Source organism: Bradyrhizobium sp. WSM4874, from assembly GCF_055811835.1.
Genome location: NZ_JBVVPR010000007.1, coordinates 194,093 through 217,703 on the forward strand (window position 1 = coordinate 194,093; position 23,611 = coordinate 217,703).

A 23,611-nucleotide genomic window follows, 5' to 3' on the forward strand; every position below is an offset into this window, starting at 1 on the left:
CTCAGCCGCTGGGCACGGCGCGCAGCCGGCGCAACCGGTGCAGCTCCTTTGCCGCGTCCTTCATCAGCCCATCGGCGGCCTCGCGTTCCTGGCCGACGATGACCCCCGATGTGAAAGCCTGGGCGCGGCGGTGCGCAGGCGGCGCCGTCAGCGCAGCCTCGGTCGCCAGTTTGCGGTGTGTCATGAAGTCGTTCAGCGATCCCAGGGCCGATTGAATCTGCTTCAGCCGACCGGAAAGAGCTGCAAGCTCCCTCCGGCCGCGATCGCCGTAAAGGCTGCTGAAGAAGTCGGTTGCATAGCGAACCTTTTTGATCTTGATCCGCAGCTTGTGGCGTTGCACCGGATCGAGATCATTCAGTCGCTTGCCTTGCTTTCGCGCCTTCCTGATGCGCCGATCCAGCACCTCCGCGGCGTAGGCGGCGATCGAGCGGTCGTCATCGACGCGAGGCCGTCCGGCTTCGATCCACTCGATCGTATCGATCAGCAGGCGGCGGTAACGCGCCGCCGCGACCGCGTCGCGGGCGCGCTTGAAAGCCGCCATCCTTTGCCTTGAGAACCTCTCGCGGATCGCCCGTGCCCCGCGTGCCGGGACGCCATGCCTGGTGATCGGCTGTATGCTCTCCTTCAGAAACACGTCGATTTCACGCGCAGGCGCCAGTTCGTCGGTGAGCCATTTCAGCTCGGCCTTGATCCGCGCCGTGCTCGCTCGCGGCAGGATGTCGCCGAACAGCGAAATCGCCGCGCGCAGGCGCCGCAGCCCAACGCGCATCTGATGAACGCCCTCGGCATCGAGGTCACGCACCGGATCGGCGTTCGCCGTGATGTGACGCAGCGTCGAATGCGCGATCACGCGGAATGCCTCGTGGGGCGATTGCTCGGGAATGAGCTCGATCGCCTCGGCATGTTGCGCGCCGCCGCCGCTGTCCGCGACGAGCTGGTAACCGCGCTCGGCCTTGGAGCGCAGATCAAGCTCGGCCCCCGTTCGGCGTTCGAGATCGCGCGCGAGGCGGAACAGGTCCGCGACATGTCCGGATTTGAGTTCCAGCTCCAGTTCGGCAACGGGCCGTGACCGCCGCCCGGCGCTGATGCGGCCCCGGTCGACGGCGAGTTCGATCTGGCTCTTTCGTACGCGGCGGGCCTGCGCCATCCGACGGATGTCGGTCTGGAATACCGGCTTCAGCTTGCGGGGAAGTTTCCCCGTCGCAAGGCGCCGGAGCGGTGTATGGCTGGTCTTGGCAAGATCGGGATTTGCGCCGGAGACCTCGTGCTCCCATTCTCCGCGCCTTACGCCGCCCGCGCCGCCTGCTTTGACGGTTTGCACGTAGCGGTCCTCGATCTTGCGAACGCGCAGCGTCAGGCCGTGGCGCCTGAGCTTGTACCCGTTCGTATCGTAGTAGGTCGACACCAGCGTCTGCTCGGATTTGTCGCGGCGCTGGCCCGCCGCGCCGCCCCGCAACACCGACGTCAGTTTTTGCGGTGAAATCCGGAATTTCAGTTCCGTTTCTGCATTCATGGCTGGATCTTTCAGTTGCCCATTCAAAGTGGCGCCCCCGCGGGAAGTTCCCATGCTGCGAGGATTTCAACGCGGCCGGCGATTAAGGGCGCCGCAAGTCATGGAAACTTCACGGAACAGGCGCCAGCGTGCTCGATTGAGTAGCAGCACCACGATTGAAGGATGGGCCGGGGCGGATACCGCCGAGAGCCAGGCTTGCCGCAGCGATTGATCGGAGAGCAAATACGTCGATGTCCGGAACCGCGATCACCGTTCGAGAGCTCACGGCCAGGGTGCTTGCCATTGTCCATGCGCATCCTGGCTGCGAGTTCGTGAAGGAGATCGCGATCACGCCGGTTGAGATCACCGGCGCCGGAATGACTTGGCACGCGAATCTCGTCGACAGCGGCGGTGCCGATGCGCAGCGCGCGGCCAGCGTCTTGAGGCAGGCGAGAGATGATCTCGAGCCGATGTTTGAATTGGTTGACGAACCCCCACCGAAAGACGAGCCATGAAAAAGCCCGCGATCCATCCAGATGACTTCCCGGTTGAGACCAGCAAAACGACCGTCAAGACCAACAAGGGCGAACCGCTTGCGGACGCCGAAAGCGAGCCGGTGGCGGAGGAGATCGCCGAGCGTCTCAACGAGCATGCCTATCGCGAGGAGCACGATCGATGGTCGCCGTGACCTCCGGATATCCATGGTCGTGATCGACGCTACGCGCAACAGCCGTCCGCTGTCATTCCACCGACGGACTGGGGCGGCTTAGTTCGTGAAGCAGTTCGCCTGCCTGATCCAGCAGCGTCCGGACGTTGTTCCGCTCCGCGACCGCTTCCCCCGTGAACATCCCATGCTTCCGCGCATTGCGGTTGCCGGGCGGCGCGCCCGTCCTTGCGGCGCCGCCATGCATGCGACATCGACTCTTGCCGCGCATCGCCGGCGCGCAACAGGGGGTACCACTACGAGCCCTTGCGCCGCAGCGGCGGCTCGCTTGCATCGGGCTGGTATTGCGAACGTGATCGCTGCTCATGCGATGGCGCCGTCCTCTCCGTCAACGTTCGGCTCCGCGACGATCAGGCTCGCGTGTTGCGTGACGTTACCCACGATCGCCCTGCCGCCATCCTGCACCGACAAATTCCGGACCGTGATCGCGCGCTCGCCGTTGTTGCGGTGGCGGCTGAGTGCCTCGATCTGGCTTGCGAAGGTGCGGGCCAGCCGGGCCAGTGCGCGTGTGAGGCTCTCCTGCTGCGGAATGTCATCGGTGAGAGCGAGGCGGCAGGCAGAGCGCATCGCTGCGGCGTGAACGGACACCATCTGCACCGCGAGCATGGCCTCGATCGAGTCCTTCGGCGCGATGCTCTTCACCAGCGAGATCAGGAAGGCGAGATTGGCTTCATCGGGTTTCCGTCCGGTCATGCTGGCCTTCACCAATTGCCTGAGGAGACCATGGAGCGCGTCGCAATCAGCGGCGCCGAGCGCCTCGGCCAGCAGCCGTTCGCCGGCTTGCGGGTCGGCATGGAGGATCGCAATCCCCCGCTTGTAGAGCTTGACCCGCGGGCTCGCGGCGGAGCCGCTGCGATCGTTTGCCGCAACCGGGGGCATGCTGTGGCGTTTCGCAGATGTCGTCATGTGCTGTGTCCTCTAGCCCGTGCGGGCTCATTGCGCGCGACATCGATCGCTCGCTGCGCGCCTGTGGGATTTTCGAGATGTCGATGAAGGGTTTACGCGCAATCGCCGCGCGGCGCCCGTGGTCGGGCGGCGTGGACGCTGGCGATTTTTGCGATGATGGCATTCTGCCGGTGTTTTGCCCGACGAGTCAAACGAAGATTGCGAAGCGCGCAATCCTCGTTCGTGCAAATCCCTGTCCGCGCAAGTCCTTGTTCTCGCAGGTGTCGGCTACTGTGCATGGGGTTGTTTTCGCGTTTTTTGTTTCGAAGCGGCTCCGACCTGCCGCGCGACGGAATGCCGGACTGCAAACGCGATTGCGAAATCCGGCGCGGCCGCTCATCATGATTCTCGAATGCGCCGCGTCATGCAAAAGCGGCTGCGATGCGTCTAGGGAGAGAACCAATGCAAAGAACACTTCGCCTGCTGGCGATCATCGCCGGATTGTGCGCGACGACCGGGGCCCTCGCGCAAAAATATCCGGTGCGGCCGGTCAAGATCATGGTCGGCTTCAGCGCGGGCGGCCCGGTCGACGTCGTCGCGCGCATCGTCGCCGATCGGCTGAGCAACAAGCTCGGGCAAGCCTTCGTGGTCGAGAACCGCGCCGGCGCCAACGGCACGATCGCCGCCGAAGGCGTGGCGCGTGCGGAAGGCGACGGCTACACGATGCTGGCCTGCAACTCCTCCACGATCACACTCAACAAGACGCTGTTCAAGGATATCCGCTACGACCCGGAAAAAGACTTCGCGCCACTCACCACGGTCGTGTCGGCGCCGCTCGTGCTGGTGGTCAACCCGGAGAATCCCAAGACGGCGAACATCAACACCGTCGCCGATCTCGTCGCCGCGGCGAAGGCTGCGCCCGGCGCGCTTGCCTACGGCTCGGGCGGCAACGGCAACCTCGCCCATCTCGCCATGGAGCTGCTGAGCCAGAAGGCCGGCGTCAAGATGATCCACGTGCCCTATCGCGGCGGTGCTGCCTCCGAGGTCGGCATCCTCGCGCAGGAGGTCCTGGCGGTGTTCGACCCCTTGTCTGCCGTGCCGCTGGTGAAGGCCGGCAAGCTGCGCGCGCTCGCGGTATCCTCGGCCGAGCGGCTGCCGGCACTGCCGGATGTGCCGACCGTTGCGGAAGCCGGCTATCCCGGTTTCGATATCTCGTTCTGGGTCGGCTTCTTCATGCCCAAGGCAACGCCCGCGCCGACGCTCGATATGCTGCACCGGGAGATCGTCGCCGCCGCCAACGATCCGGCGTTACGGGAGCGGCTGGAGACGCAGGGCGTCGTGAGTGTGCTCAGTCCGGCCGAGTATGCCGCCAAGATCGCGAAGGAGACCGGGGAACTCGCCGAAGTCGTGGCGGCCGCGAACATCAAGGCGGAGTAGGAGCGCAACTTGCCGGACATGCCCTAGTCGGCCCGAGCGCAGCGAAACCCATCGCTACTTGCGAAGATGACGATGATGGGTTTTGCTGCGCTCTACTCATCCTACAAGAAGAAAATAGAGGGAGGCTGCATGCCGCGCATTTCGACCATCGAGACCGGATTCTACCGGATCCCCCTTCCCGTCACGCTGTCGGACTCGATGCATGGCGACATGGCGGCATTCGAGCTGATCACTTGCCGGGTGCGCGATGTCGATGGCGCCGAGGGCGTCGGCTATACCTACACGGTGGGCCGCAACGGCGGCGCCGTCGCCGACATCCTCAAGCGCGAGATCCCGCCGCTGGTCGAAGGACGCGAGGCTGAAGATACCGAAGCGATCTGGCATCACGTCTGGTGGGGCCTGCATTATGGCGGCCGCGGCGGGCCGGCAGTGCTGGCGCTCTCGGCGCTCGATATCGCGCTGTGGGATTTGAAGGCGCGCCGCGCGAAATTGCCGCTATATCGATTGCTCGGCGGCTTCGATCCGCGCGTGCCCTGCTATGCCGGCGGCATCGACCTCGATCTCTCGGTCGAGGCGCTGCTGAAGCAGACCGACGGCAATCTCGCCAAGGGTTTTCGCGCCATCAAGATGAAGGCCGGCCGCCCCGATCTCAAATCCGATGTCGCGCGGGTCGCGGCGATGCGGCAGCATCTCGGCGACGGCTTTCCGCTGATGGTGGATGCCAACATGAAATGGACGGTCGAGGAAGCGATCCGCGCCGCTCGCGCATTCCAACCGTACGACCTCACCTGGCTCGAGGAGCCGATCATTCCCGACGATATCGCGGGCCACACCCGCATCATGCAGGCCGGCGGCGTGCCGATCGCGGCGGGCGAGAATTTGCGTTCGCTGTGGGAGTTCAAGAACTACATCGTCGCGGGCGCGGTGTCCTATCCCGAGCCTGACGTCACCAATTGCGGCGGCGTCAGTACGTTCATGAAGATCGCGCGGCTGGCGGAAGCGTTCAACCTGCCCGTCACCAGCCATGGCGCGCACGACATCACCGTGCACCTGCTCGCGGCCTGCCCGAACCGCTCCTACCTGGAGGCGCACGGTTTCGGGCTCGACAAATATATCGAGCATCCGCTGGTGCTGCAGGACGGGCTTGCGCTCGCGCCGGACCGTATCGGCCATGGCATCAGCTTCGATTGGGACGGGCTGGCGAAGCTGTCGCCGTAGACGCAACGCGTTGCTGCACGCGAGGCATTCGCTGACGCTTGATGCAAGCTGCGGTTATTCGGCTATGGTGTCGACGCCGACACACAATCCGAGAGATTCCCGCCTTGACCCCCGAGCTGCACCAGAAACTGACCGCGTGGCGCCGGCATTTGCACGCGCATCCCGAACTGTCCCTCCAGGAGAAAGCCACCGCCGCTTTCGTGCAGGACAAGCTCAACGAACTCGGCATTCCCTTCGTGTCAGGCATCGGCGGTCACGGCATCGTCGCGACCCTCACGCGAGGGGCTGCACAGGGCCGCGTCGGCCTGCGCGCCGATATGGATGCGCTGCCGATCACCGAAGACACGTCCCTGCCCTACGCTTCGCAAAATCCCGGTGTGATGCATGCCTGCGGCCATGACGGGCATACCGCCTCGCTGCTCGGCGCCGCCGCGCTGCTCGCCGCCGACACCAGCTGGAGCGGGACGGTCGATTTCATCTTCCAGCCGGCCGAGGAAGGTTTTGGTGGCTCGCGCGCGATGGTCGCGGCCGGGCTGTTCGAGCGCTTTCCGATGCAACGGGTGTTCGGATTTCACAACTGGCCGGGCCTTGCCGCCGGCACCATCGCGGTCCATGACGGCGTCGTCATGGCCTCCGGCGGGCGCGTCAGCATCACCATCGACGGCCACGCCGGGCACGCCGGCATGCCGCATCTGACGCGCGATCCAGTGATGGCGGCCGGCCATTTGATCGTGGCGCTGCAATCGATCGTCTCACGCAACGTCGATCCGCTCGACACCGCCGTGCTCTCGCTCTGCACGCTCGAAGGCGGCACGGCACGCAACCAAATCGCCGGGCGCGTCTCGATCGGCGGCACGCTGCGTTACCATCGTGACGCGGTGAAGGACACCGTCTTGGTGCGGATCGAACAGATCTGCGCCGGGATTGCCACGAGCTTCGGCGTCAAGGTCACGCCCGAGATCGTCATTGGCGTCGGCGTCGTGATCAACACGCCGGCCGAGGCAGATCTCGCGCGCCTCGCCGCGGACAAGGTGCGGGCCGAGTTGCGGCGCGACCTCGCGCCCAGCATGGCCGGTGAGGATTTCGCCCACTTTCTCTCGCGCCGCCCCGGCGCCTTCGTCTGGATCGGCAATGGCGAATTGCGCGATGGCGCCGAACTGCACGGCCCGCGCTATGATTTCAACGACGCGATCCTGCCGGTGGCGGCGAGCTGGATGGCGGAAGTCGCCAAGGCGGCGCTGGCCTCGAACTAGAGTGTGTATCCATGAATGACACTGCACTTGATGCCCGCCATGCTTCCGACGGGTCAAAGGCGGCGATCTGCACCGGGCAATGACTTCTGCCCTAACCCGACTCCACACCTGCCGCTGCAATGCGCCAACCGACGGCGATGGGCGACTTCAGACTTCAGCGCTGCCTCCGGCCGCTCCAGCAGCCTCATTCTAGATCGTGAAGGTCCTTGCCGAGCGGCGCCGTCATCCGAAACTCCGAAAAAGCCACTTCCAGCCCGGCCCGCTCCGGCGTGCAAGCCACCGGTCCGACAAGATAGGAAGGGTTCTTGGCAAACGGCGCAAGCCTCATGAGAGGCCAAACCTTGCCATCGTTCGAAGCTTGCACACGAAGAACGCCATGAGCAACGGTTACCCGCAATCGGAAGTCACGTGCGTCGTGCTCATAGGGTGCCGTTGCCCAGTCCGACCGTCCATCCGTCAATACGCTCGAAAGCATGGCCCGTCCGTCGGCAAATTCGATTCCGGCCTTAAGCCAGCGATTAGCGTCTACGCGCACCATGATGCCGGCTTGATCGTAGAGCGCTTGGAAATTACCGCGCACCCGCAACTCGGCCGTGAAGGCATCCCCGGCCTTAAACCCGAGAAAATGTCCGTTGTCGCGGATAAAGCCGTAGTGAGTCTCGCGCCAGAAGTCGGTGGCATTGTCAGTGACCACTTCAAGGCTGTTGCCCTTCTCGGTCCATTGTTTCGGCTCATTCAGCCAAATGCCGTCAGATCTGCCAAGTATCATTTTAACCTCGATGCAAACCATGTGATGGTCTCGACGAGCTTTCGGGTTTCGGCCCGACATCGCGATAGCGGCATCGAAGAACTGAACCTGAGCAAATCCAAATCCGTCATGCCTCGCTGAACGGGCCTCAACGAGGTGCGCCACTTACTTCGTCGACGGACCAATTTCGAAAGTCGGCGATCAGCCGCCGCGGCGGATCATCTTGAGGCCCGACCGTCTTGCCGTGCTTCAAGCGATAACGAACTCGCCGGGTCTTGCGCATTCATCCGGCCAAGCCTGGCTGCGCGTAGTAAGCCCACCGCCCTGCGAACACGCGCCTGCTCAGGAGATCTCGCGCGGCAGCTTCCAGCCCGGCTTCGGCTCGAATGTCTCCTCGACCTGGGCGACGTGATAGCCGGCGGGCAGCAGTCGGCCGCCCTCCTCGTCCGCGACCGGCACGTCGGTCACCAGCCCCTCGATCAAGGCGGCTTCCCACACCTCCTTCTCGGAGGGAAAGGGGTCGCCGATCTGCTTGTTGCCTTCGAACAGCGCGTACATCGGTTCCGGTCCTGCGTTGATCAAGCTCACGAGCAACGTATCGGCCGCACGGACGTTCCCATCCGGCAAATCGCAGCGGATGGACACCTCAAATATGGCGCGCGTTCTGATCGGAACTTCCGGCTGGCACTACGCCTCCTGGCGAGGCCCGTTCTTTCCCGAGGGCGTGACGCTGAAGCAGCAGCTGAGCTACTACGCCGGGCAGTTCGACACCACCGAGCTGAACGGAGTGTTCTACCGCACCCCCACGCCCGAGGCCGTCAAGTCCTGGCGGGAGCAGACCGGCCGCGATTTCGTCTTTGCCTGGAAGGCCTCGAAATTCATCACGCATTGGAAGCGCCTGTCGGACCGTTCGGTGAACAGCCTCGAGCTGCTCGAGGATCGTATCTCACGGCTCGGCGGCAAGGCCGGCCCGATCCTGTTCCAGCTGCCGCCGCAATTCGAGGCCAACGCGGACCGCCTCGCCGGCTTCTTCAAGCTGTTGTCGCGGAAGCGGCGTTACAGTTTCGAATTCCGTCATCCGAGCTGGTATCAGCCGCGCATCTTGCGGATGCTCGCCGACGAGAACATCTCGCTGTGCCTGTCCGATCATCACGACGCGCCCGCGCCATGGAAGCGCACGGCGGATTTCGTCTATGTGCGCGGACACGGGCCAAGCGGTCGCTATCACGGGCACTATACCAAACCCACGCTGGCGCAATGGGCGCGGCGCATCAAGTCCTGGAAGCGGCAGGGCTGCGACGTCTACGTCTATTTCGACAACGACCAGAAGAGCGCGGCGCCGGCCGATGCCCAGGCTTTGAAGCAATTGCTGTAGCGCCTGGACAGGGGCCAGCGACGCGCCGTCATGCCGCCGTGCAGGCGCCGTTGTTCATCGCTAGACGATGCCGCCTTGCCGGAGCGCCGCGATCGCGGCGTTGTCGTAGCCGAGCTCGCTCAGGATGAGATCGGTATGCTCGCCGAGCGTGGGCGGGCGCGTCGCGATCTCGCCGGGCGTTTCCGACAGGCGGACGGCGGCGCGCGCCACCGGTGCGGGCTTCGGCAGACCGGGATAGTCGACGTCCTGCATGAAGCCGGCGGCGCGTATGTGCGGATGAACGAGCGCCTGCTGCGGGCTCAGCACGGGGCCGGTCGGAATCATGGCCTTGCCCAGGGTATCGACGGCTTCCTGCGTGGTGCGCTCGGCGCACCAGCGCGCCATCCGCTCGCTGATGATAGGGCCGTTGTTGCCGCGGCTGATGTCGTCGGCAAAGCGCGGATCCTTCAGCCAGACCTCCTCCTCGCCCATCAGTTTCGCCCAGCGCTTGAACAGCGGATGCCCCGTGACCTGACACAGCACCCAGCCGTCCCTGGTGCGATAGATGTCGGCTGGCGCCGCAGTCTGGCCGAGATTGCCTGTCGGCACCCGATTGACGTTGATGACGGCCTGCTCGATCAGCGTGGCATTGGTGAAGGACAAGGCGGTTGCGAGCAATGCACCCTCCACGATCTGCCCGCGCCCGGATTTGCCGCGCTCGATCAGCGCGGCGAGCGTGCCGAACGCGCAATGCAGCGCGGTCCCGAAGTCGACCCAGTTGACCGCGGCCCGGTAGGGCGGATCGCCGGCGCCCGTCATGTACACCGAGCCCGACATCACCTGGCCGACGCCGTCGAAGCCGACGCGGTCGGACCATGGCCCCGGCCCGCCGAACGCGGTCGCCGTCGTCAGGATGATGTCCGGCTTGATCGCCTTGAGCGATTCGTAGTCGAGCTTCATCGCGCGCAAGGTCGGCGGCGGCAAATTGGCGACGACCACGTCCGCGGTCGCAATCAGGCGGCGCATCACCTCCTGCCCTTCCGGCTTCATCGGATCGAGCGTGAGGCACTTCTTGTTACGGTTGACCTGAAGGAACAACGCCCCTTCGCCATTTTCACCCACCGGCGCCACGAAGCGATCCTCGCTGCCGTCGCGCTTCTCCACGCGAATGACCTCGGCGCCGAATTCGGCCAGCAAGGTCGCGCAATAGGGCCCCGCGATATAGCGCCCGAAATCGAGAACCCGGACGCCGTCCAGAACCCCTCCCATCGATCTCTTTCCTTTGTGCTTTTTGTCAGCTTACAGGGATTGGCGTTTGCGGCAAGGCGGCAACGGGCGCCATACTCCGCCCCTGAGATGTGGTACGCGAATCATTTCGACTGGCGGAAATTGTGCTCTAGTATGGACCTGTCCCTGCCCCATCAGAGCCCCGTCCATGCCGCAACAATTCGATCGATCCAAAGAAGATCTCGGCAACGCGATCCATTTCGAGCACGTCAACATCCAGGTCCCGGACCAGCGGCTTGCCACGCTGTTCTATGTCGCAGGCCTTGGGCTCACCCGCGATCCCTTTCTGATGGTGTCCGACACCAACATGTGGATCAACGCCGGACGGAGCCAGTTTCATTTGCCGAGCGGCCGGCCGCAGGTGCTGCGCGGGCATATCGGACTGGTCATCGCGGGCCGCGAGGCGCTGCTGACGCGATTGGCGTCGGTCGCCAAGAAGCTCGAGGGCACCGCGTTCGCCTTCGCCGAGCATAACGACCATGTCGAGGCGATTTGTCCGTGGGGCAACCGTTTGCGATGCTACGAGCCCGACGCCGCGCGCTTCGGCCGCGTCGCGCTCGGCATTCCCTACGTCGAGTTCGACGTGCCGGTAGGATCCGCCGCGCGCATCTGCGCCTTCTACCCCGAGATCATGGGCATGCCATCGGAGCTGTGGAACGGCGACGGCACGGTCGCCGCCGTGAAGACGGGGCGCGACCAGCATTTGTTATTCCGCGAGACCGATCGACCGCAAGGCGACTATGACGGCCACCACGTGCAGATGTACATCACCGATTTCTCCGGCCCTTATCGCAAGCTGCTGGCGCGCGATTTGATCTCGCGCGAGGACAATCAGTACCAATACCGCTTCTGCGACATCGTCGATCTCGACAGCGGCAAGCCGCTGTTCACGGTCGAGCACGAGGTGCGCAGCGCCACCCACCCGATTTCATGCGGCCGATGGTCAATCGCAATCCGGCCCTGAACAATCGCAACTACGCATCCGGCCACGATCAATCGCTTTGGGCGATGGGACCGGATCAGTATGAGGGATAGGGGACCGGAAATCGCCCCTAGCCGGAACAATAGGTTAAAGGCCGTCGCCATCTACAACGCCTGGCCCCGAAGTGCATCCCCTGACTAGAGGACTGGTGCATCAAGGCGGGGGCGCTGAAGCGATGGCTTGGCTCAGTCGCGAAGGCTCAATCCCAAACATTTCGCGGAAGCTGGCACTGAAGTGAGCCGAGGAAGAAAAACCTGTTCCGAGCGCGGCATCCGTAAGCCTTGCGCCAGCTTGCATCATTCGTATGGCAGCCCCCATCGAAACCCACATGCGATATCGGCGAAATGGGATCCCGACGTCGCGCTTGAAGACGTGCATGAGACGTGACTCGGACATTTCGAGTTTCTTTGCGATTGACGCCAAGGGCGTCCGGGCGGCAGGCTCGGCGTGAAGTTGTTTAATCAACTCTGCGATCCGACAATCAATCCCGCCCGGCGCGGGGGCGTTGAGGTGCTCAACGAGCTCGCCGCGCGCCTTCTTCCAATCGATCACCCCATCCGATAGCCGAGTGGACAATTCGATCAGCTCATTTTCGATGCTCAGGTCGAATGAGGCTCTTGGTGTTTCTTCGGCTGCAAGCGACTGCAGGTGCTCCAGGTCGCGGCTGCGCCCATCCACATAAAGGAAAGCAACGCGGCCTCGCCCAATTTGGAAATGATGCAACATATTTGGCGGGATCAACGCAGTCCGGCAACTGCGATAAGCGGAGTTTTGCATCTTCGGATTTCTGGCAACGCCAAATGGTCGATCGACGCCAATTGCCAGCACGGCTACGGCGTTCCGATGAGGGCTCAGCCGAAAACTCGGGCCGACGTAGAAGGCACGTGCTCCCCAGGAAAAGAGCAGCCCGGACGCAGCAGGTTTTTGAAAGCGACTGTTCTCCATGTCGGGCATCATACCTCCATGATCGATTTGACGCTCTATCACAATCTCGCTTCCGCATCGTCGCAGAAGGTCCGCCTGACTTTGGCGGAAAAGAAGCTGGACTTTCAAAGCGTGGAAATATCGCTGGGAGGCGAGCAGCACGCGCCGGGTTACCGTGCCGTCAACCCAGCCGGCGTCATGCCGACGCTGGTGCACAGGGGCGACCGGATGTTCGAAACGGCCGCCATTCTCGAGTATCTAGATGAGGTGTTTCCATCTCCGCCGTTGAGCCCTTCCGACCCGGTCCTGCGGCAGCGGATGCGCGCTCACATCTGCCGGCTCAATGAAGTCAACCATCCGGCCAATGGTATGATGCACTATGCGATACTCGCGCGGCCGGCTCTTCTCCACTTGCCTTCCGACCGGCTAGAGGCGTTGCTGGCAGCGATGCCCAACGAGCGAGACCGGAAATTGCGCCGAGCGGCCGTGAGCCAGGGCCTAAAGGCCCTGGAGTTCGCCGATGCCGTACGCACTCAAGAGCAGATGCTCGACACGTTCGAGGAAATGCTGGGCCGCACCTCCTACCTGATCAACGATGACGTGACCCTGCTCGATTTGACGGCGCTGCCTTACATCGCCCGGCTCGACCAGATGGGGTTGACGACGTTGATCACGAACTGTGACCGGCCTCATCTTGCGGCCTGGTACGAGCGCATGAAGCTTCGTCCCTCGTGGGAGGCCAGCTTCGCCTTTCTCGCGGCCGGCGCCTTCAAGGATTGGCCGACAATGGGTCGCGCGGCCATGCCAAGCATCCGGCCGCTGCTGCGCAGACCGCCGAAGAACCATTGAGCCCGCCGACAGCCTCGTGTCGGAAGGCTGTCCTGAAATCAACTATGGAGTTCGCCATGACCGATACCATGATGCCATCAAAGCAGGAACAATCCCCCGCCATTGCTGCTCCGAAAGACGCACGGCCCGTCATTGTGACTATCGACATGACTGCTCGCAATGCGGAGGCCTTAAAACAGCACCTGCTGGCGGTCATACCAGTGACACGGAAGGCCGCGGGGCAACGGTTCAGCTGGTCGACCCAGGATCCGGAAAACGCCGCCCGTTTCACCCTGATCCAGGAATGGGAAAGCCTCGCGCAGCAGCAGGGTTACATCGCGTGGCGGACACAAAGGGGTGATCTTACAATTCTTCTGGATATGCTTGAGGCTCCTCCACGCATTGAAATACGAGAAGTCTTCGATCGTTGAGGGGGAACATACATCCACCCCATCGGAGCAAAGGAGGCTCGACATTTTCATCTGCAACGCCGGTATCGTCGATGGGGAGGACCTTCACCGGCTGTTGCCGACCAACTGCAAGCTGCAGGCGGCGGGACCTGATCGAACACCAAAGAAGGGCAGGATAGACGAGCGTTATCAAGTGGCTGGGGCGGGAGGGTCCCCAGCTAGACGGCAGCCCCGTGGCCTCCACAACTACGTGCCTGAAAAGTCTGAAGAAAATCCGGGCGACACCAAGGTGTGTAGCACCCAAGTGCAGCATCATCAAGGATACGGGTGTCTGCACTCCATTCGGATCGACCGCGATCAACGCTCCTTCTGAAACGCGCTCCGCCAAGTTGGGGCCGCGGAACCAACAGAAGTCGCGCTCAAAGCGCAGGATCTATTTGGTCGTGACCTCCCTCGTCGGCCTCTTTCGGGCTGAACGATGACTTCGCAAGTGTCCGCGGTCGCCATACCAAGCAGGCGGAGCAGTTTCGCGGGCCCGGCCGTATGCCGTGCTCTCGGCGTGGCAAGCAGCCTTCAACGCGTCACCACCGGCCAGCGGAGCCCACGACCTAAACAACGCATTGCTCGACGCACCAATACCGCAAAGGATCAAATTCCCGGCGTTAGAAGTCCCGCTCTAGAACCCCAGAGGGCGCAGGGAAGGCCAGATGCCAGCCGTCGGCTGCACGGCACAGCCGGTGAGTGCACCCGCTACCTTGCTTGCCTCACGGTTTGACGGCAAACGTCGGCCCAGCGAGAGCTGAATTTGTTTGGCCTCTCGACAGAGGTATTGAGCGCCGTGCTCATCCGAAAGAATGGCCTTCGGTTCGAAAGCTTGATCGTCCCTGCATGACTATCCCCGCGTCGCGCGCCGGTAACGCCCAGTTCGGAGTCTTGTCACGCACAGATGCGACTTTTGTAACGCGCAGTTCGTTGGAACGGGGCGTTACCTTTTGCAGAACAGGGCGTTACTTTCTTCAAACTGCACGTTTCTTTTCTGGGGTAGTAACGGGGGGCGTCCGCGGCTTTCCCGCCTACACGCTTCGGCACTTGCACACTCACGCCGGCCGGGAACGCGATTTTTCAAGGTTTTCTGCGCGAAGAAAGTGGCGGATAGAATTGGAAAACTGGCGAAGAGGGAGGGATTCAAACCCCCGTTAACTCGCCACACCTTCGCAAATCGCAGTCCGCACCTCGCCTTTCAAGGATTTGAATCTAGGATGGTAACGGGCAAAGCCGGCTCCGGTAACGTCGAAGCCGAAATCGTGTAACGCACAATCCGAGACTCGTAATGTCCCCGATCGTAGGATTCGACGATTTCAGATTGGGCGTTACATTTGCAGACTTGCGCGTTACATTTCTTGGGTAGTAACGGGGGGCGTCGGCAAAAAACCGCCTACTCACCTCCCTACGACACTCTTCCTCCGGACTGGCCTTCACGGGCCCATGGAGGGGGCCCTAGCGTAGGCGAAGGGTCAAGGCGTCACCCCTAGGTTGGGGCGCCTAATTTATTATTAATGACCTGCTAAGGTCGGTCTCAGAACACTGCACGAAAGCGATTGAAAAATTGAACTCGCGTTAAACGGGTCTCAGTAGATTACCCCTCTTTGAAATTGAGTGAGTGTTTTCTAGTGCGTAACGTTGTCCCATTTCCGAAATCCGCTTCCAAACACGCGGTCGAGACCGCTCACCATGCTCGCCGCGCGATCCTTCTGCTCGATCTCTGCCTGCAGCACACCCGTGCGCTGATCCAGGACTGCCCTCCGAGCGACAATAAACACAAACTAGAGCATCAGCTTGAAGAGGCGCGAATGCTACTCGATATGCTGCGAGCTTCGGCGGAGACGATGTTTCCAGACATAGACCTGCATCAGGATTGACATGCTCCGCCTCCGCGCAATCCGCCCTGACCATTTCATGGTGTTTGGAGACGGCCAGCTGATCGGGGGGATCCGGCTTGCCCATGAGCGCGCGCCCGCAGTTTGGCTTTGGAACGTCACCGTCACAATTCCCGCCCGCCGTTCGGCGACGCAGCGACGCTGGATCAGGCGAAGGGACGCTTCAGCGTCGCATGGGACGCGTTGAAGGCGAAGCACGGCCCGGAGAAGCTGGCAAACGAATTTTTGAAGAAACTGATTGGGCGAATCGGCCGGGAAGGTATGGGCGGTGAGCTTCATTCCAGCATGCCAACCGCAGATTCCGCAGTGTGCCGCTGGCGATAGAGCTTCACCTCTTTGAGGCCAGCGATGATGAGTGCCCGCACCATCACCGGCGGCGCAGGAAATTGCCGAAGGTTATCCATCACATCCTTCGGTTGCACGCAGTGCCCCTTATCGTCTTACCCGAGCTATAGGTCGGACCTTCCTTTGCCGGCCGCACTTGCCAGTCTCGCTCAGTGCAGATCGGAAGCAGCCGGCCGACACTCCGAAGGGCGCTCATAACCCGAAGGCGAAGTCGCCGCTGTCCATTTGCATGTCCATTAATGGGGAGCTGACCTCGCGGCGAGTCTTTCCATTGATGAGTGCGGCCCATCGCCTAGGTTGCGGTACCCCCTATGAGCCGACCACCCGGTACGCTGCCTAGACTTCGCATTGGGGCCATAAGCCGACTTTGCTTGCGACAATGGCCCCAAGCTTTTTGACTACTCCTGTTAGTGGGAAGAGAGGAGAGCCGCGAAGCTAAACGCCAAAAGGCAGGCGGCAGCCAATGACCAAAACGCTATTGCGATTTCTTTGGGCATGTCGCGCCAACGCAAGAATGCGCATTGAGTTCCTGCGGCGCGGTCTGCAGGGAGCGGATTACTGCCGCGTAATGGTGCGTAGCTCGGCTGCCAGCTCAGCTTTCAGTTCGTCCTCAAGCTCCCGGAGATGCTTCGCAGTTAGCCCGTCCGGAAACTCTTTTATGAGCTGGCGACAGTGCGCCAGCTTCCGCTGTAGCGCTAAGACGTCCTGATGATTTTCCATCTGGAGAAAATCCTCTGCCCTTAGGTCTTGTAAAGCAGTATCCCTTTTCGCGAGCTTGCCGACGCACCGAGCCGACGCGGCGCCCCAGTACCTTGGCCGCCTTGGCTGCGGTGGCCCGTCCTTTGGCGAGCAGAATTAGTCGGTCCAATTCGTGCTGCGTCCAAAAGGGGCTTCAGCTTGGGCGAATCCTCGATGCTATCCATGCCGCAAGGTGGCGCCTCATGGTTAACAAAATTAAAACTATGCACTCCGCACTTCCACGGACACCAAGTCCGGGCCGAAATTCGTAACGCTTACCAGCGGCGATGGTGCCGCCAACCGTAGTGATGGCCTCGGCGTCTGCCCCAACCGTAGTGATGACCACGCCCCGCCGCGATGACCCGACCCGTGGCCACCGCCATGTCCGTGGCCGCCCTTAACCTCAAGAGGGGCAGTCTGAACCCACCCAGTGCGTCCAGCTTGGCAGCTGGCATTGCCGACGCAGACGGTGCAGGCGTTAGAGCAACGGCTCCGGCCACCAGGCGGACCAAGCAAATCCACTTACTGCAAGCGCTCTCCGGAAAATAACGAGACCATTGGTAAGCCAGCGGCGGACATAAGCCGCGGGTTCGCTCCGGTTCGTCAACAATGAAGGCGGGAAAAGTTGCAATGAGAGCTGACGATGCTCAACATATTTGCTTGGTTGCACAGCCACGCTAGAAACTTTCCTGACCGCGAGCGATAGCAGCGCGTCACCCGAAGACGACAACAGGCATTCTTGCCGCCGGCCCGCTAGCTACCAGGTCCTGCACCGATGCCAGACTGAGGCCGGATCCTGCGGCGCGATCTCTCATTCGCGAGATCGATAGCGGGCAATGGGGCCTGCCCGTCCCCTGGGATCTCGCCGCCGACATACGGCCTTCAAACAGACAAGTCACAAGCAGCGGACGGCCTTCTATTTCGTTACACCTTGCGCGGCAGTGCGAATTAGCCGGCTTCCTGAACTCCCACGCCCACATTATGGCAACGGAACAAAAGGGACCCCGCTGATCTTAGTTAGTCAGGAGACCTGCTCATGCTGTGCTCAAGACCTCCACGGCCTGTTCGCACGACGCTCGATCTCGCCAACGCACAGCAGGTAAAGTCAGTGCGAAAGCGGCTTCGCATCACCCATGCCGATTTGGTCAAAATCGTCGACAAGATCGGCAATTCCTTATCGGCCATCGAAAAGGAAGTTGAGCTCGAAAAATTAACGGCGGTTCAGCCGCGCAATGAGAAAAGTGGGCCTGCGACCTTCGAATAATATTCGTTCACCGAGCCAGAAGGATACTTGTGATGAACGGCCTGATTTACATCATAGGACTGATAGTTGTAATTGCGGCCATTCTCTCGTTTTTCGGCTTGCGATGACTTCGCTCTCCGGGGATGCGGCCGCCGATCCGATAAAGCAGTTCGCATTTTCGAGTGACGTAAAATGATTGATTCCCACCAGGTGAATATAATCATCTCCACGACGATTTGCGCGTTTTTTGCACATCACCCAGACGCAAAAATTGGAATTGAAGAAGCCAAGCTGCTCGCGAAGCAAATTGCGGAGGCTCTCAACAGCGCGGGACTGCAGATTGCTGCCGCCGATCCGGCGAGGGCGACTGACTAGTATGCCGCTGGCGGATCGTCCAGCGCTCTTGTGCGCCACTCTTGCTGACCGGAGATCGGCTGTCGTCCAGCTGGTTCGTCTGGCGCTCGGCCCAGTTGGGTCCTCACTCGCAGCTCCGCTATCGCTTGCCACGACCGAGGCGCCGCGTAATTCGTCGGCACCACATTGAGCTGCATATGACGATTTCGGGGTGCGGACCCGGATCTCTCCCCGTGACGGTCGACGCCCGGGCCGCACAGCAGAACAGAGCATGCAGCCGACTGCGCCGGTCGGCCGATATCTACTCCCGTCTGAGCTGCCGCTAACACCTCCTGAGTTGTATTGCAGTCTCGCGTTTGGCGACGATCAGATCACGCTCTCGCCCCGTGCCAAGTGCGCTCCGTCAATGGAATGCACCGCCGCGGAGCGGGTCACTAGGAACAATTCAAAAAACCGTGAGTTCGATTGAAAGAAATCCGAAAAGCGGGAGAGGGTGATGCGATGACGCGGTCCGTGGAAGAATTAAGGCGTGAGTCCGAGCGAAGTCGCGCTGAGTTGGCCGCTACGGTCGATCGGCTGAAAGAGCAGGTCTCGGAGACGGCCGAGGACATCCGCCACAAGATGTCGCCGCAGCACATCAAGTCGGAAATATCGGACTACGTCAGCCACACGACAAAAAATTGGGTCGACGGACTGAAGCAGCAAATCATGGACAACCCGATGCGGACCGTGGCCGCCGGGACCGCCGTGGCGGTTCCACTCCTGCGCTTGGCACGCGGTGTCCCCTTGCCGCTTTTAATGATCGGTGCCGGCTTGGCGCTCACCTCGAAAACCGTGCGAGACCGCGCCGCCGAGGTTTCCGGCCCTGCGATGGACAAGGCGGGCGAGGTTTTCGAGGACATGGCGGGCCGAGCGCGCGCCATGCAAGGCGATTTCACTGATCAACTATCTTCCGCCCGGAATCAGGCCGCCAGCATGGCCGAGACCGCGCAAGATTCGACTGCCGGTCTCGCGGCGGATTTACGCGCACGGGCCAGCCAAGGCGCCGAGACGATTGGCGAGAAGCTCAAGAGCGGGGTGGATGCGGCGAAGGACAGTGCCTCGGCAGCGAAGGACGCGGCCGGAAGGGTGCCCGAACAAGCTCGCGCGACTATCAGCGATAATGCCGCGCTGATCGCTGGCCTTGGCGTTGCGATCGGAGCCATTATCGCAGCCGCTCTTCCGGAAACCAAGGTTGAAGCCAAGGCAATGGGCCAGGCGAGCGACGACGTGCAGCGGGCCGCCGCCGAGGCCGCTCAGTCCGGATTTGAAGCAGCGAAAGATGCCGCAATGTCGGCAGCCGACGCGGCAACGAACAGCGTCGCTGAGGCCGGTCTCGGTGAGCATGCCAGCCGCATGACCCACAACCTCGCTGACTCGCTCAAGACAGCCGCCGACGACGTCGTCGGAGCCGCTTTCAATCCCTCTCGCAATTCCAATACTTGAAGGAACGCATCATGAACGATCTAGACCTGAACAGAGGCACGACATCAAATCAAGATCGGGACGCGGGTGCTCCCAAGAACCTAAAGGACCAAGTGGCGGACGCTGCAGCGACTGCGAAGCAGCGGGCCGGCGACGCTTTTCAGGCAACGGCTGACGTCGCACAGGACAAGTTCAAGGAAGCGGGGGATGCGGCCAAGGACCTCGCTTCGGGGACTATGGACGAGATTCGTGGGCAGGCACGCGAGCAGCAGCGCTCTGGAGCCGAGTTCATTGAGCGACTTGCGGGGAATGTTCGGGAAGCGGCTCGTGCCTTCGAGAGCGACGTGCCTTTCGCCGCCCGCGGCATCAACTCCGCCGCGGACTATGCTGAAGATGCCGCCGAGAAGATCCGAAACGGCAGCTTCCGCGATCTGCTCGACGGCGCAACTGATTTCGCGAAGCGCCAGCCGGCCGCTTTCCTTGGCGTCTCGGTGCTCGCCGGTTTCGCCGCCGTACGCTTCTTGAAGGCCTCCGGCGGTGGCTCGCCTTCATCATCGCGACCTGGAATGAGCAGTGGAACGCCATGGAGGCAGGGCGACGCCTGGCGCGGAACCACGTCTTCAACCGGAGCCGGACACGCGTCCACGCAGGGCGCATCGGTATCCGGCAGCAATCCGCAGGGACCGACCTCCTTCAAAGGCGGCAGCGTATCATGACCATTCAGCACGATATAAAGACCAGCCAGAACGATCTTCGGACCATCTCCACACTTGTAGCGGACGCGATGGGGCAGTTTGCCAAGCTGTTCCAGAACGAGATCGACTTGGCCAAGGCTGAACTCAGCGACAGAGTGCGGAAAATAACGGGAGCAGCAGGCCTCATTGCCGGTGGCGCCCTTCTGGTGATCCCCGCCATTGTGATGGCGCTGTTCGCACTGTCGGCGGCGTTGATCTCCGCGGGATGGTCGCAACCGCTTTCCTACCTGACATCCGCGATTCTCGCTGGCGCCATTGCGGGCGTGCTGTTTGCGGTCGGCATCAACCGGCTGGACGCCCGTAATCTCGCGCCGCGGGAGACCCTCAGGCAGCTGGAAAAGGACAAGGACACCGTGAAGGGAATGGTGCGATGAGGAGCACGCAAACTAGCTTTTTCGACAATCTGATCGCAGCGGCCAAGGAAAATCCCCTTGCCGCCGTCTTGATTGGAGGCGGCGCGCTGTGGCTTATGGCTGGCGACGAAAGGATCAAGGGCGCAGCTCGGTCCACGGCGGCTGCCGCGTCCGGTGTGGTCGATACCGGAGTGAGCACGATGCGGACTACGGCGTCGGCGCTCCAGCGCACTGCGGCGCCTCCCACGGCGCCCGAAATGGATCACGTAGGGTCACTCGATGGCGACGATACGTTGCAGTCAGCCAAGGGCGCCGCATCCAGCGTTCTGTCAGAGACCGCCGACAAGATGAGGGCCCAGTTCGAGGGCGGCGTAGAGATGGTGCGGGACGGCTTCGCCAAAGTGGGCGACCAGGTTCCGGGCGGCGAAGCCGTCTCAAAAGCGAAGTCGTCGTTGTCTGATGTGCTCGAAAGGCAACCGCTGGTGCTTGGCGTCGTCGGCTTGGCCATCGGCGCTGCAGTCGCGGGGGCATTTAGGGCAACCGACATCGAGAACGAGTATGTCGGAGGGACCAGCGATGCTGTGAGGGCCGACCTGAACAGCCGAGTTGCTGCCGTCTCGCAGGCGTTGCGCGAAAACTCCGACACGCTGTTGGCAGAGGTTTCCGATACCGGCGGCGAGGCTCTGGATCGGATCAGGCAGACCGGGATGGATGCAGTCGAAGCAGCCCGTGAAAGGGCCAAGTCGCTGTAGCTTGTTGTGATTGGGAAGAAAGTCGGCGCGAGGCCTGCGGCGACTTTTCTAGATTCACCCTCGTACAGCATCAGCGCATCATCTAGGTGCCCACCTCGTGGACCCTGGTACGTCAGCGTCCCCCGTAGCCGTGCAGCGAAGCAGCAGATCTGCTTTAGCGGCGCCTGTGCGCGCTGTCAGCGCTCTAAGAACGGCTCCTGGTCATCGCGACGACCGCTTAGAGTCAAAAACGGCTGGCGAGGCAAGTGCACCTCGGCGTCCAGCGACAGCAGACATCGCCGTGACTGAACCGCTCTTCGGCTTAGGGCCAACATCCGACATGGAAACGGAGTAGGCCGACCATTGTGGCGGCCTACGCGTTGCGATGAATCGCAAGCCTCGATCCCGACTTTGGGATAGTGTAGCTCGTCCGGACCAACTTACGGGGGAAAGTTTTCAGCATTTAGTGGGAGGATACAAGATGCGAATATCTCACATATTAGGTTTCCTTCTGGCGCTTTCGTTACCTGCGGCTGCCGCAGAACAGGATCAAAACCTGAAGCAGGAAATCGCCAAGCTCGCTTCAGCATACGCGGAATGCTTCAATAAGAAAGATGCTGCCTGTATTGCTGCGCTTTTTGCAAGTGGCGGCTTTATCGTCAATCCAGCAGGAATGCAGACGGATTTCGCAAAATACTACGAACTCCCGTTCAAGGCCGGTTTTGATCATAGCGAGATAACAGTTGATCAGGCGTGGCCGCTGGGCGCAGATACCGCTCTCTCTATTGGCGAGTACAAAATAAGCGGTAAGAACCAGAGCGGTACCGCTATAGAGAGTTCTGGCCGTTGGACTGCAGTTGATGTTCGCGAGGGCGGACAGTGGAAGCACCGCATGCTCACCACAGTCCCCAAGCCGCCGCCGCCGCAAGCAGCAAAGTAACTTACGCAAAGACCGCGCGGCGGTGCCAACCAGCACTGGCGCCTTTTTGCAATCGTCGGGGCAGCGCCATTACGGCGACGACCAAGCGCAACCACCATCACGACCCGAACATGCGTGGCATCAGAAGCAATTACCGCAAGGCGCCGGAAAACGCCGAAGGTTATCCATCACATCCTTCGGTTTGCCGGAGTGCCCCTTATCGGCTTGCCGGACGCATAGGGCGGGCTTTCCTTTGCAGCCCGCACCTGCCGGTCCCGCTCAGCGCACAGGTCGTCAACCTTGCTCAGCATGCGCTGAAGCAGGGTCTCAGCCGAGGCGGTCGACAGCCCGGCTCGCTGCAATTGAAGGATTTCCTTCCGCTGTCGGCTGATCTGCGAGCGCATACGCTCTATTTCCGAGCGGACATATTCGAGTGTGGGCATTAGCGAACCTGGATTTTCCGCACTAGAACAATAGAGAACATCGAGTCAAGACGGCGAACTCGATTTAACCCCGTCTCACTCCTCGGAGTATCGCACCGGCATTGGCACATAGTGCACTAGCCAAACACGGATGGTCTGTTTGTCTACGGTGCGCCTTGCCAGTCTTTCAAGCCCCCAAGCTTCCGACGATTGGCGAGAACGTCGAAGGCCCCGGCGCGGCAACAACTTCGCCGGGGCCGGTCAACGGGGACGATGGACGCAGAGGGTGAGCGGCAACGTGGTTTGGAGTTCCGCCGCCGGTGGGCGGAGCATGCTTCGGCATACGAGTTGGCCACCATGGTGAGCGGTTCGTTCGATGACCTCAGCCAGATGCTGCCAGCGGACTCGTCCGATCAATTCGTCGCCGGCTTTGGCGAAGGCGTGTTGCGCGTTTCGCGTGGAGCCTACGCCCTCATCACCGACCCCCGATGATCATCATTTCCCGGGCGTGTGCCGCTCCACTTCTGATTTTACGGAAACTTAATAAGTCATTGCCAACGTCTTGAGCATTGCAACGCGTCGTGGCGGCGACTCCGTTTCCGCTAAATTATCAGCTAAGACCTGCTCGGTTGGCAGTCTCTTCATGGGAGAGGCCGATGCTCAAAGGATGCATGATTGCTGCTTTCGCACTTCTTTTTTTGGCGTTGTGGGATCATCAAGTGTCAAACGGAAAGTACACTGACGCGGTTCTGGTCATGACGAAGCAGATAACTCGCTCGTTTGGCGTCTGACAGAGCGGCGAATCCAT

Annotated in this window: 25 protein-coding genes and 1 pseudogene; 17 read left to right on the forward strand and 9 right to left on the reverse strand. The window is 61.7% G+C overall.

What is annotated here, in order from left to right; translation table 11 throughout:
* Window position 1: 1 nt before the first annotated feature.
* A complete protein-coding gene (locus tag AC0L3P_RS10160; RefSeq protein WP_473301774.1) occupies window positions 2–1,513 on the reverse strand; it encodes a CYTH and CHAD domain-containing protein in 1,512 nt (503 codons plus the stop codon).
* Between the two features lie 230 nt (window positions 1,514–1,743).
* On the opposite strand from AC0L3P_RS10160, the gene AC0L3P_RS10165 reads away from it, so the two are divergent.
* Both AC0L3P_RS10165 and AC0L3P_RS10170 read left to right on the forward strand, forming a co-directional pair.
* Window positions 1,744–2,007: a hypothetical protein gene (locus tag AC0L3P_RS10165; RefSeq protein ID WP_354211190.1), complete on the forward strand. Its 264-nt coding sequence runs from the start codon at window positions 1,744–1,746 to the stop codon at window positions 2,005–2,007.
* Window positions 2,004–2,180, forward strand: coding sequence for a hypothetical protein (locus AC0L3P_RS10170; protein WP_275170352.1), 177 nt, complete (start codon window positions 2,004–2,006; stop codon window positions 2,178–2,180). The genes AC0L3P_RS10165 and AC0L3P_RS10170 overlap by 4 nt, the downstream gene beginning before the upstream one ends.
* A 52-nt stretch (window positions 2,181–2,232) precedes the next feature.
* Here AC0L3P_RS10170 and AC0L3P_RS10175 read toward each other — a convergent pair whose 3' ends face one another.
* Together AC0L3P_RS10175 and AC0L3P_RS10180 are read right to left on the reverse strand one after the other, a co-directional pair.
* Window positions 2,233–2,523: an HGGxSTG domain-containing protein gene (locus AC0L3P_RS10175; RefSeq protein ID WP_354211191.1), complete on the reverse strand. Its 291-nt coding sequence runs from the start codon at window positions 2,521–2,523 to the stop codon at window positions 2,233–2,235.
* Window positions 2,520–3,122, reverse strand: a complete 603-nt coding sequence (locus AC0L3P_RS10180; protein WP_473301775.1) for a hypothetical protein — start codon at window positions 3,120–3,122, stop codon at window positions 2,520–2,522. The genes AC0L3P_RS10175 and AC0L3P_RS10180 overlap by 4 nt, the downstream gene beginning before the upstream one ends.
* Window positions 3,123–3,563: 441 nt before the next feature.
* Here AC0L3P_RS10180 and AC0L3P_RS10185 point away from each other — a divergent pair, with 441 nt between their 5' ends.
* The 3 genes from AC0L3P_RS10185 (at window position 3,564) to AC0L3P_RS10195 (ending at window position 7,009) form a co-directional block, all read left to right on the forward strand.
* Entirely contained in the window at window positions 3,564–4,538 is a 975-nt protein-coding gene (locus tag AC0L3P_RS10185; RefSeq protein ID WP_473301776.1) for a Bug family tripartite tricarboxylate transporter substrate binding protein, read from the forward strand.
* Window positions 4,539–4,667: 129 nt separating this feature from the next.
* Window positions 4,668–5,756, forward strand: a complete 1,089-nt coding sequence (locus tag AC0L3P_RS10190) for a mandelate racemase/muconate lactonizing enzyme family protein (protein WP_473301777.1) — start codon at window positions 4,668–4,670, stop codon at window positions 5,754–5,756.
* Window positions 5,757–5,860: 104 nt separating this feature from the next.
* Window positions 5,861–7,009: an amidohydrolase gene (locus AC0L3P_RS10195; RefSeq protein ID WP_473301778.1), complete on the forward strand. Its 1,149-nt coding sequence runs from the start codon at window positions 5,861–5,863 to the stop codon at window positions 7,007–7,009.
* Window positions 7,010–7,193: 184 nt separating this feature from the next.
* On the opposite strand, the gene AC0L3P_RS10200 is transcribed toward AC0L3P_RS10195, so the two are convergent.
* Both AC0L3P_RS10200 and AC0L3P_RS10205 read right to left on the reverse strand, forming a co-directional pair.
* Window positions 7,194–7,778, reverse strand: coding sequence for a DUF1349 domain-containing protein (locus AC0L3P_RS10200; protein WP_473301802.1), 585 nt, complete (start codon window positions 7,776–7,778; stop codon window positions 7,194–7,196).
* Window positions 7,779–8,099: 321 nt separating this feature from the next.
* Window positions 8,100–8,315, reverse strand: a complete 216-nt coding sequence (locus AC0L3P_RS10205; RefSeq protein ID WP_007607539.1) for a hypothetical protein — start codon at window positions 8,313–8,315, stop codon at window positions 8,100–8,102.
* A gap of 94 nt (window positions 8,316–8,409) precedes the next feature.
* On the opposite strand from AC0L3P_RS10205, the gene AC0L3P_RS10210 reads away from it, so the two are divergent.
* Window positions 8,410–9,132 carry a DUF72 domain-containing protein gene (locus AC0L3P_RS10210; RefSeq protein ID WP_473301779.1) on the forward strand — a complete coding sequence of 241 codons (723 nt, stop codon included), beginning with the start codon at window positions 8,410–8,412 and terminating at the stop codon, window positions 9,130–9,132.
* A 60-nt stretch (window positions 9,133–9,192) separates the two neighbouring features.
* Here the strand turns inward: AC0L3P_RS10210 and AC0L3P_RS10215 are convergent, their stop codons facing one another.
* Window positions 9,193–10,380, reverse strand: coding sequence for a CaiB/BaiF CoA transferase family protein (locus tag AC0L3P_RS10215; RefSeq protein ID WP_473301780.1), 1,188 nt, complete (start codon window positions 10,378–10,380; stop codon window positions 9,193–9,195).
* A 166-nt stretch (window positions 10,381–10,546) separates the two neighbouring features.
* Between AC0L3P_RS10215 and AC0L3P_RS10220 the strand changes: the two are divergent.
* Window positions 10,547–11,433: pseudogene (locus AC0L3P_RS10220) on the forward strand (VOC family protein).
* A 100-nt stretch (window positions 11,434–11,533) separates the two neighbouring features.
* Here the strand turns inward: AC0L3P_RS10220 and AC0L3P_RS10225 are convergent.
* Complete coding sequence (locus tag AC0L3P_RS10225; protein ID WP_354254005.1) at window positions 11,534–12,334, reverse strand: helix-turn-helix domain-containing protein; 801 nt, start codon at window positions 12,332–12,334, stop codon at window positions 11,534–11,536.
* Window positions 12,335–12,343: 9 nt separating this feature from the next.
* On the opposite strand from AC0L3P_RS10225, the gene AC0L3P_RS10230 reads away from it, so the two are divergent.
* The 3 genes from AC0L3P_RS10230 (at window position 12,344) to AC0L3P_RS10240 (ending at window position 15,461) form a co-directional block, all read left to right on the forward strand.
* The gene (locus tag AC0L3P_RS10230) at window positions 12,344–13,153 is read left to right on the forward strand and encodes a glutathione S-transferase family protein (protein WP_473301781.1); all 810 of its coding nucleotides are present in this window, start codon (window positions 12,344–12,346) and stop codon (window positions 13,151–13,153) included.
* Window positions 13,154–13,209: 56 nt separating this feature from the next.
* A complete protein-coding gene (locus AC0L3P_RS10235; RefSeq protein ID WP_473301782.1) occupies window positions 13,210–13,563 on the forward strand; it encodes a putative quinol monooxygenase in 354 nt (117 codons plus the stop codon).
* 1,649 nt (window positions 13,564–15,212) lie between these two features.
* Window positions 15,213–15,461, forward strand: a complete 249-nt coding sequence (locus tag AC0L3P_RS10240; protein ID WP_275170342.1) for a hypothetical protein — start codon at window positions 15,213–15,215, stop codon at window positions 15,459–15,461.
* Window positions 15,462–15,754: 293 nt separating this feature from the next.
* Here the strand turns inward: AC0L3P_RS10240 and AC0L3P_RS10245 are convergent, their stop codons facing one another.
* On the reverse strand, window positions 15,755–15,901 hold the full coding sequence (locus AC0L3P_RS10245; protein WP_275170341.1) for a hypothetical protein: 147 nt from the start codon (window positions 15,899–15,901) through the stop codon (window positions 15,755–15,757).
* A 1,697-nt stretch (window positions 15,902–17,598) separates the two neighbouring features.
* On the opposite strand from AC0L3P_RS10245, the gene AC0L3P_RS10250 reads away from it, so the two are divergent.
* The 7 genes from AC0L3P_RS10250 (at window position 17,599) to AC0L3P_RS10280 (ending at window position 22,402) form a co-directional block, all read left to right on the forward strand.
* Complete coding sequence (locus AC0L3P_RS10250; RefSeq protein WP_275170340.1) at window positions 17,599–17,826, forward strand: hypothetical protein; 228 nt, start codon at window positions 17,599–17,601, stop codon at window positions 17,824–17,826.
* A gap of 171 nt (window positions 17,827–17,997) precedes the next feature.
* Entirely contained in the window at window positions 17,998–18,180 is a 183-nt protein-coding gene (locus AC0L3P_RS10255) for a hypothetical protein (RefSeq protein ID WP_275170339.1), read from the forward strand.
* Window positions 18,181–18,660: 480 nt separating this feature from the next.
* On the forward strand, window positions 18,661–19,644 hold the full coding sequence (locus AC0L3P_RS10260; RefSeq protein ID WP_275170669.1) for a DUF3618 domain-containing protein: 984 nt from the start codon (window positions 18,661–18,663) through the stop codon (window positions 19,642–19,644).
* Window positions 19,641–20,339 (forward strand): hypothetical protein, encoded by a 699-nt coding sequence (locus AC0L3P_RS10265; RefSeq protein WP_275170338.1) that lies wholly within the window; start codon window positions 19,641–19,643, stop codon window positions 20,337–20,339. Before AC0L3P_RS10260 ends, AC0L3P_RS10265 begins: the two co-directional genes overlap by 4 nt.
* Window positions 20,336–20,752, forward strand: coding sequence for a phage holin family protein (locus AC0L3P_RS10270; RefSeq protein ID WP_275170337.1), 417 nt, complete (start codon window positions 20,336–20,338; stop codon window positions 20,750–20,752). Before AC0L3P_RS10265 ends, AC0L3P_RS10270 begins: the two co-directional genes overlap by 4 nt.
* Window positions 20,749–21,483 (forward strand): hypothetical protein, encoded by a 735-nt coding sequence (locus AC0L3P_RS10275; RefSeq protein ID WP_275170336.1) that lies wholly within the window; start codon window positions 20,749–20,751, stop codon window positions 21,481–21,483. The genes AC0L3P_RS10270 and AC0L3P_RS10275 overlap by 4 nt, the downstream gene beginning before the upstream one ends.
* Window positions 21,484–21,943: 460 nt before the next feature.
* Window positions 21,944–22,402 (forward strand): YybH family protein, encoded by a 459-nt coding sequence (locus tag AC0L3P_RS10280; RefSeq protein ID WP_473301783.1) that lies wholly within the window; start codon window positions 21,944–21,946, stop codon window positions 22,400–22,402.
* Between the two features lie 167 nt (window positions 22,403–22,569).
* Here the strand turns inward: AC0L3P_RS10280 and AC0L3P_RS10285 are convergent, their stop codons facing one another.
* Window positions 22,570–22,785 carry a hypothetical protein gene (locus tag AC0L3P_RS10285; RefSeq protein WP_473301784.1) on the reverse strand — a complete coding sequence of 72 codons (216 nt, stop codon included), beginning with the start codon at window positions 22,783–22,785 and terminating at the stop codon, window positions 22,570–22,572.
* Window positions 22,786–23,611: the final 826 nt, after the last annotated feature.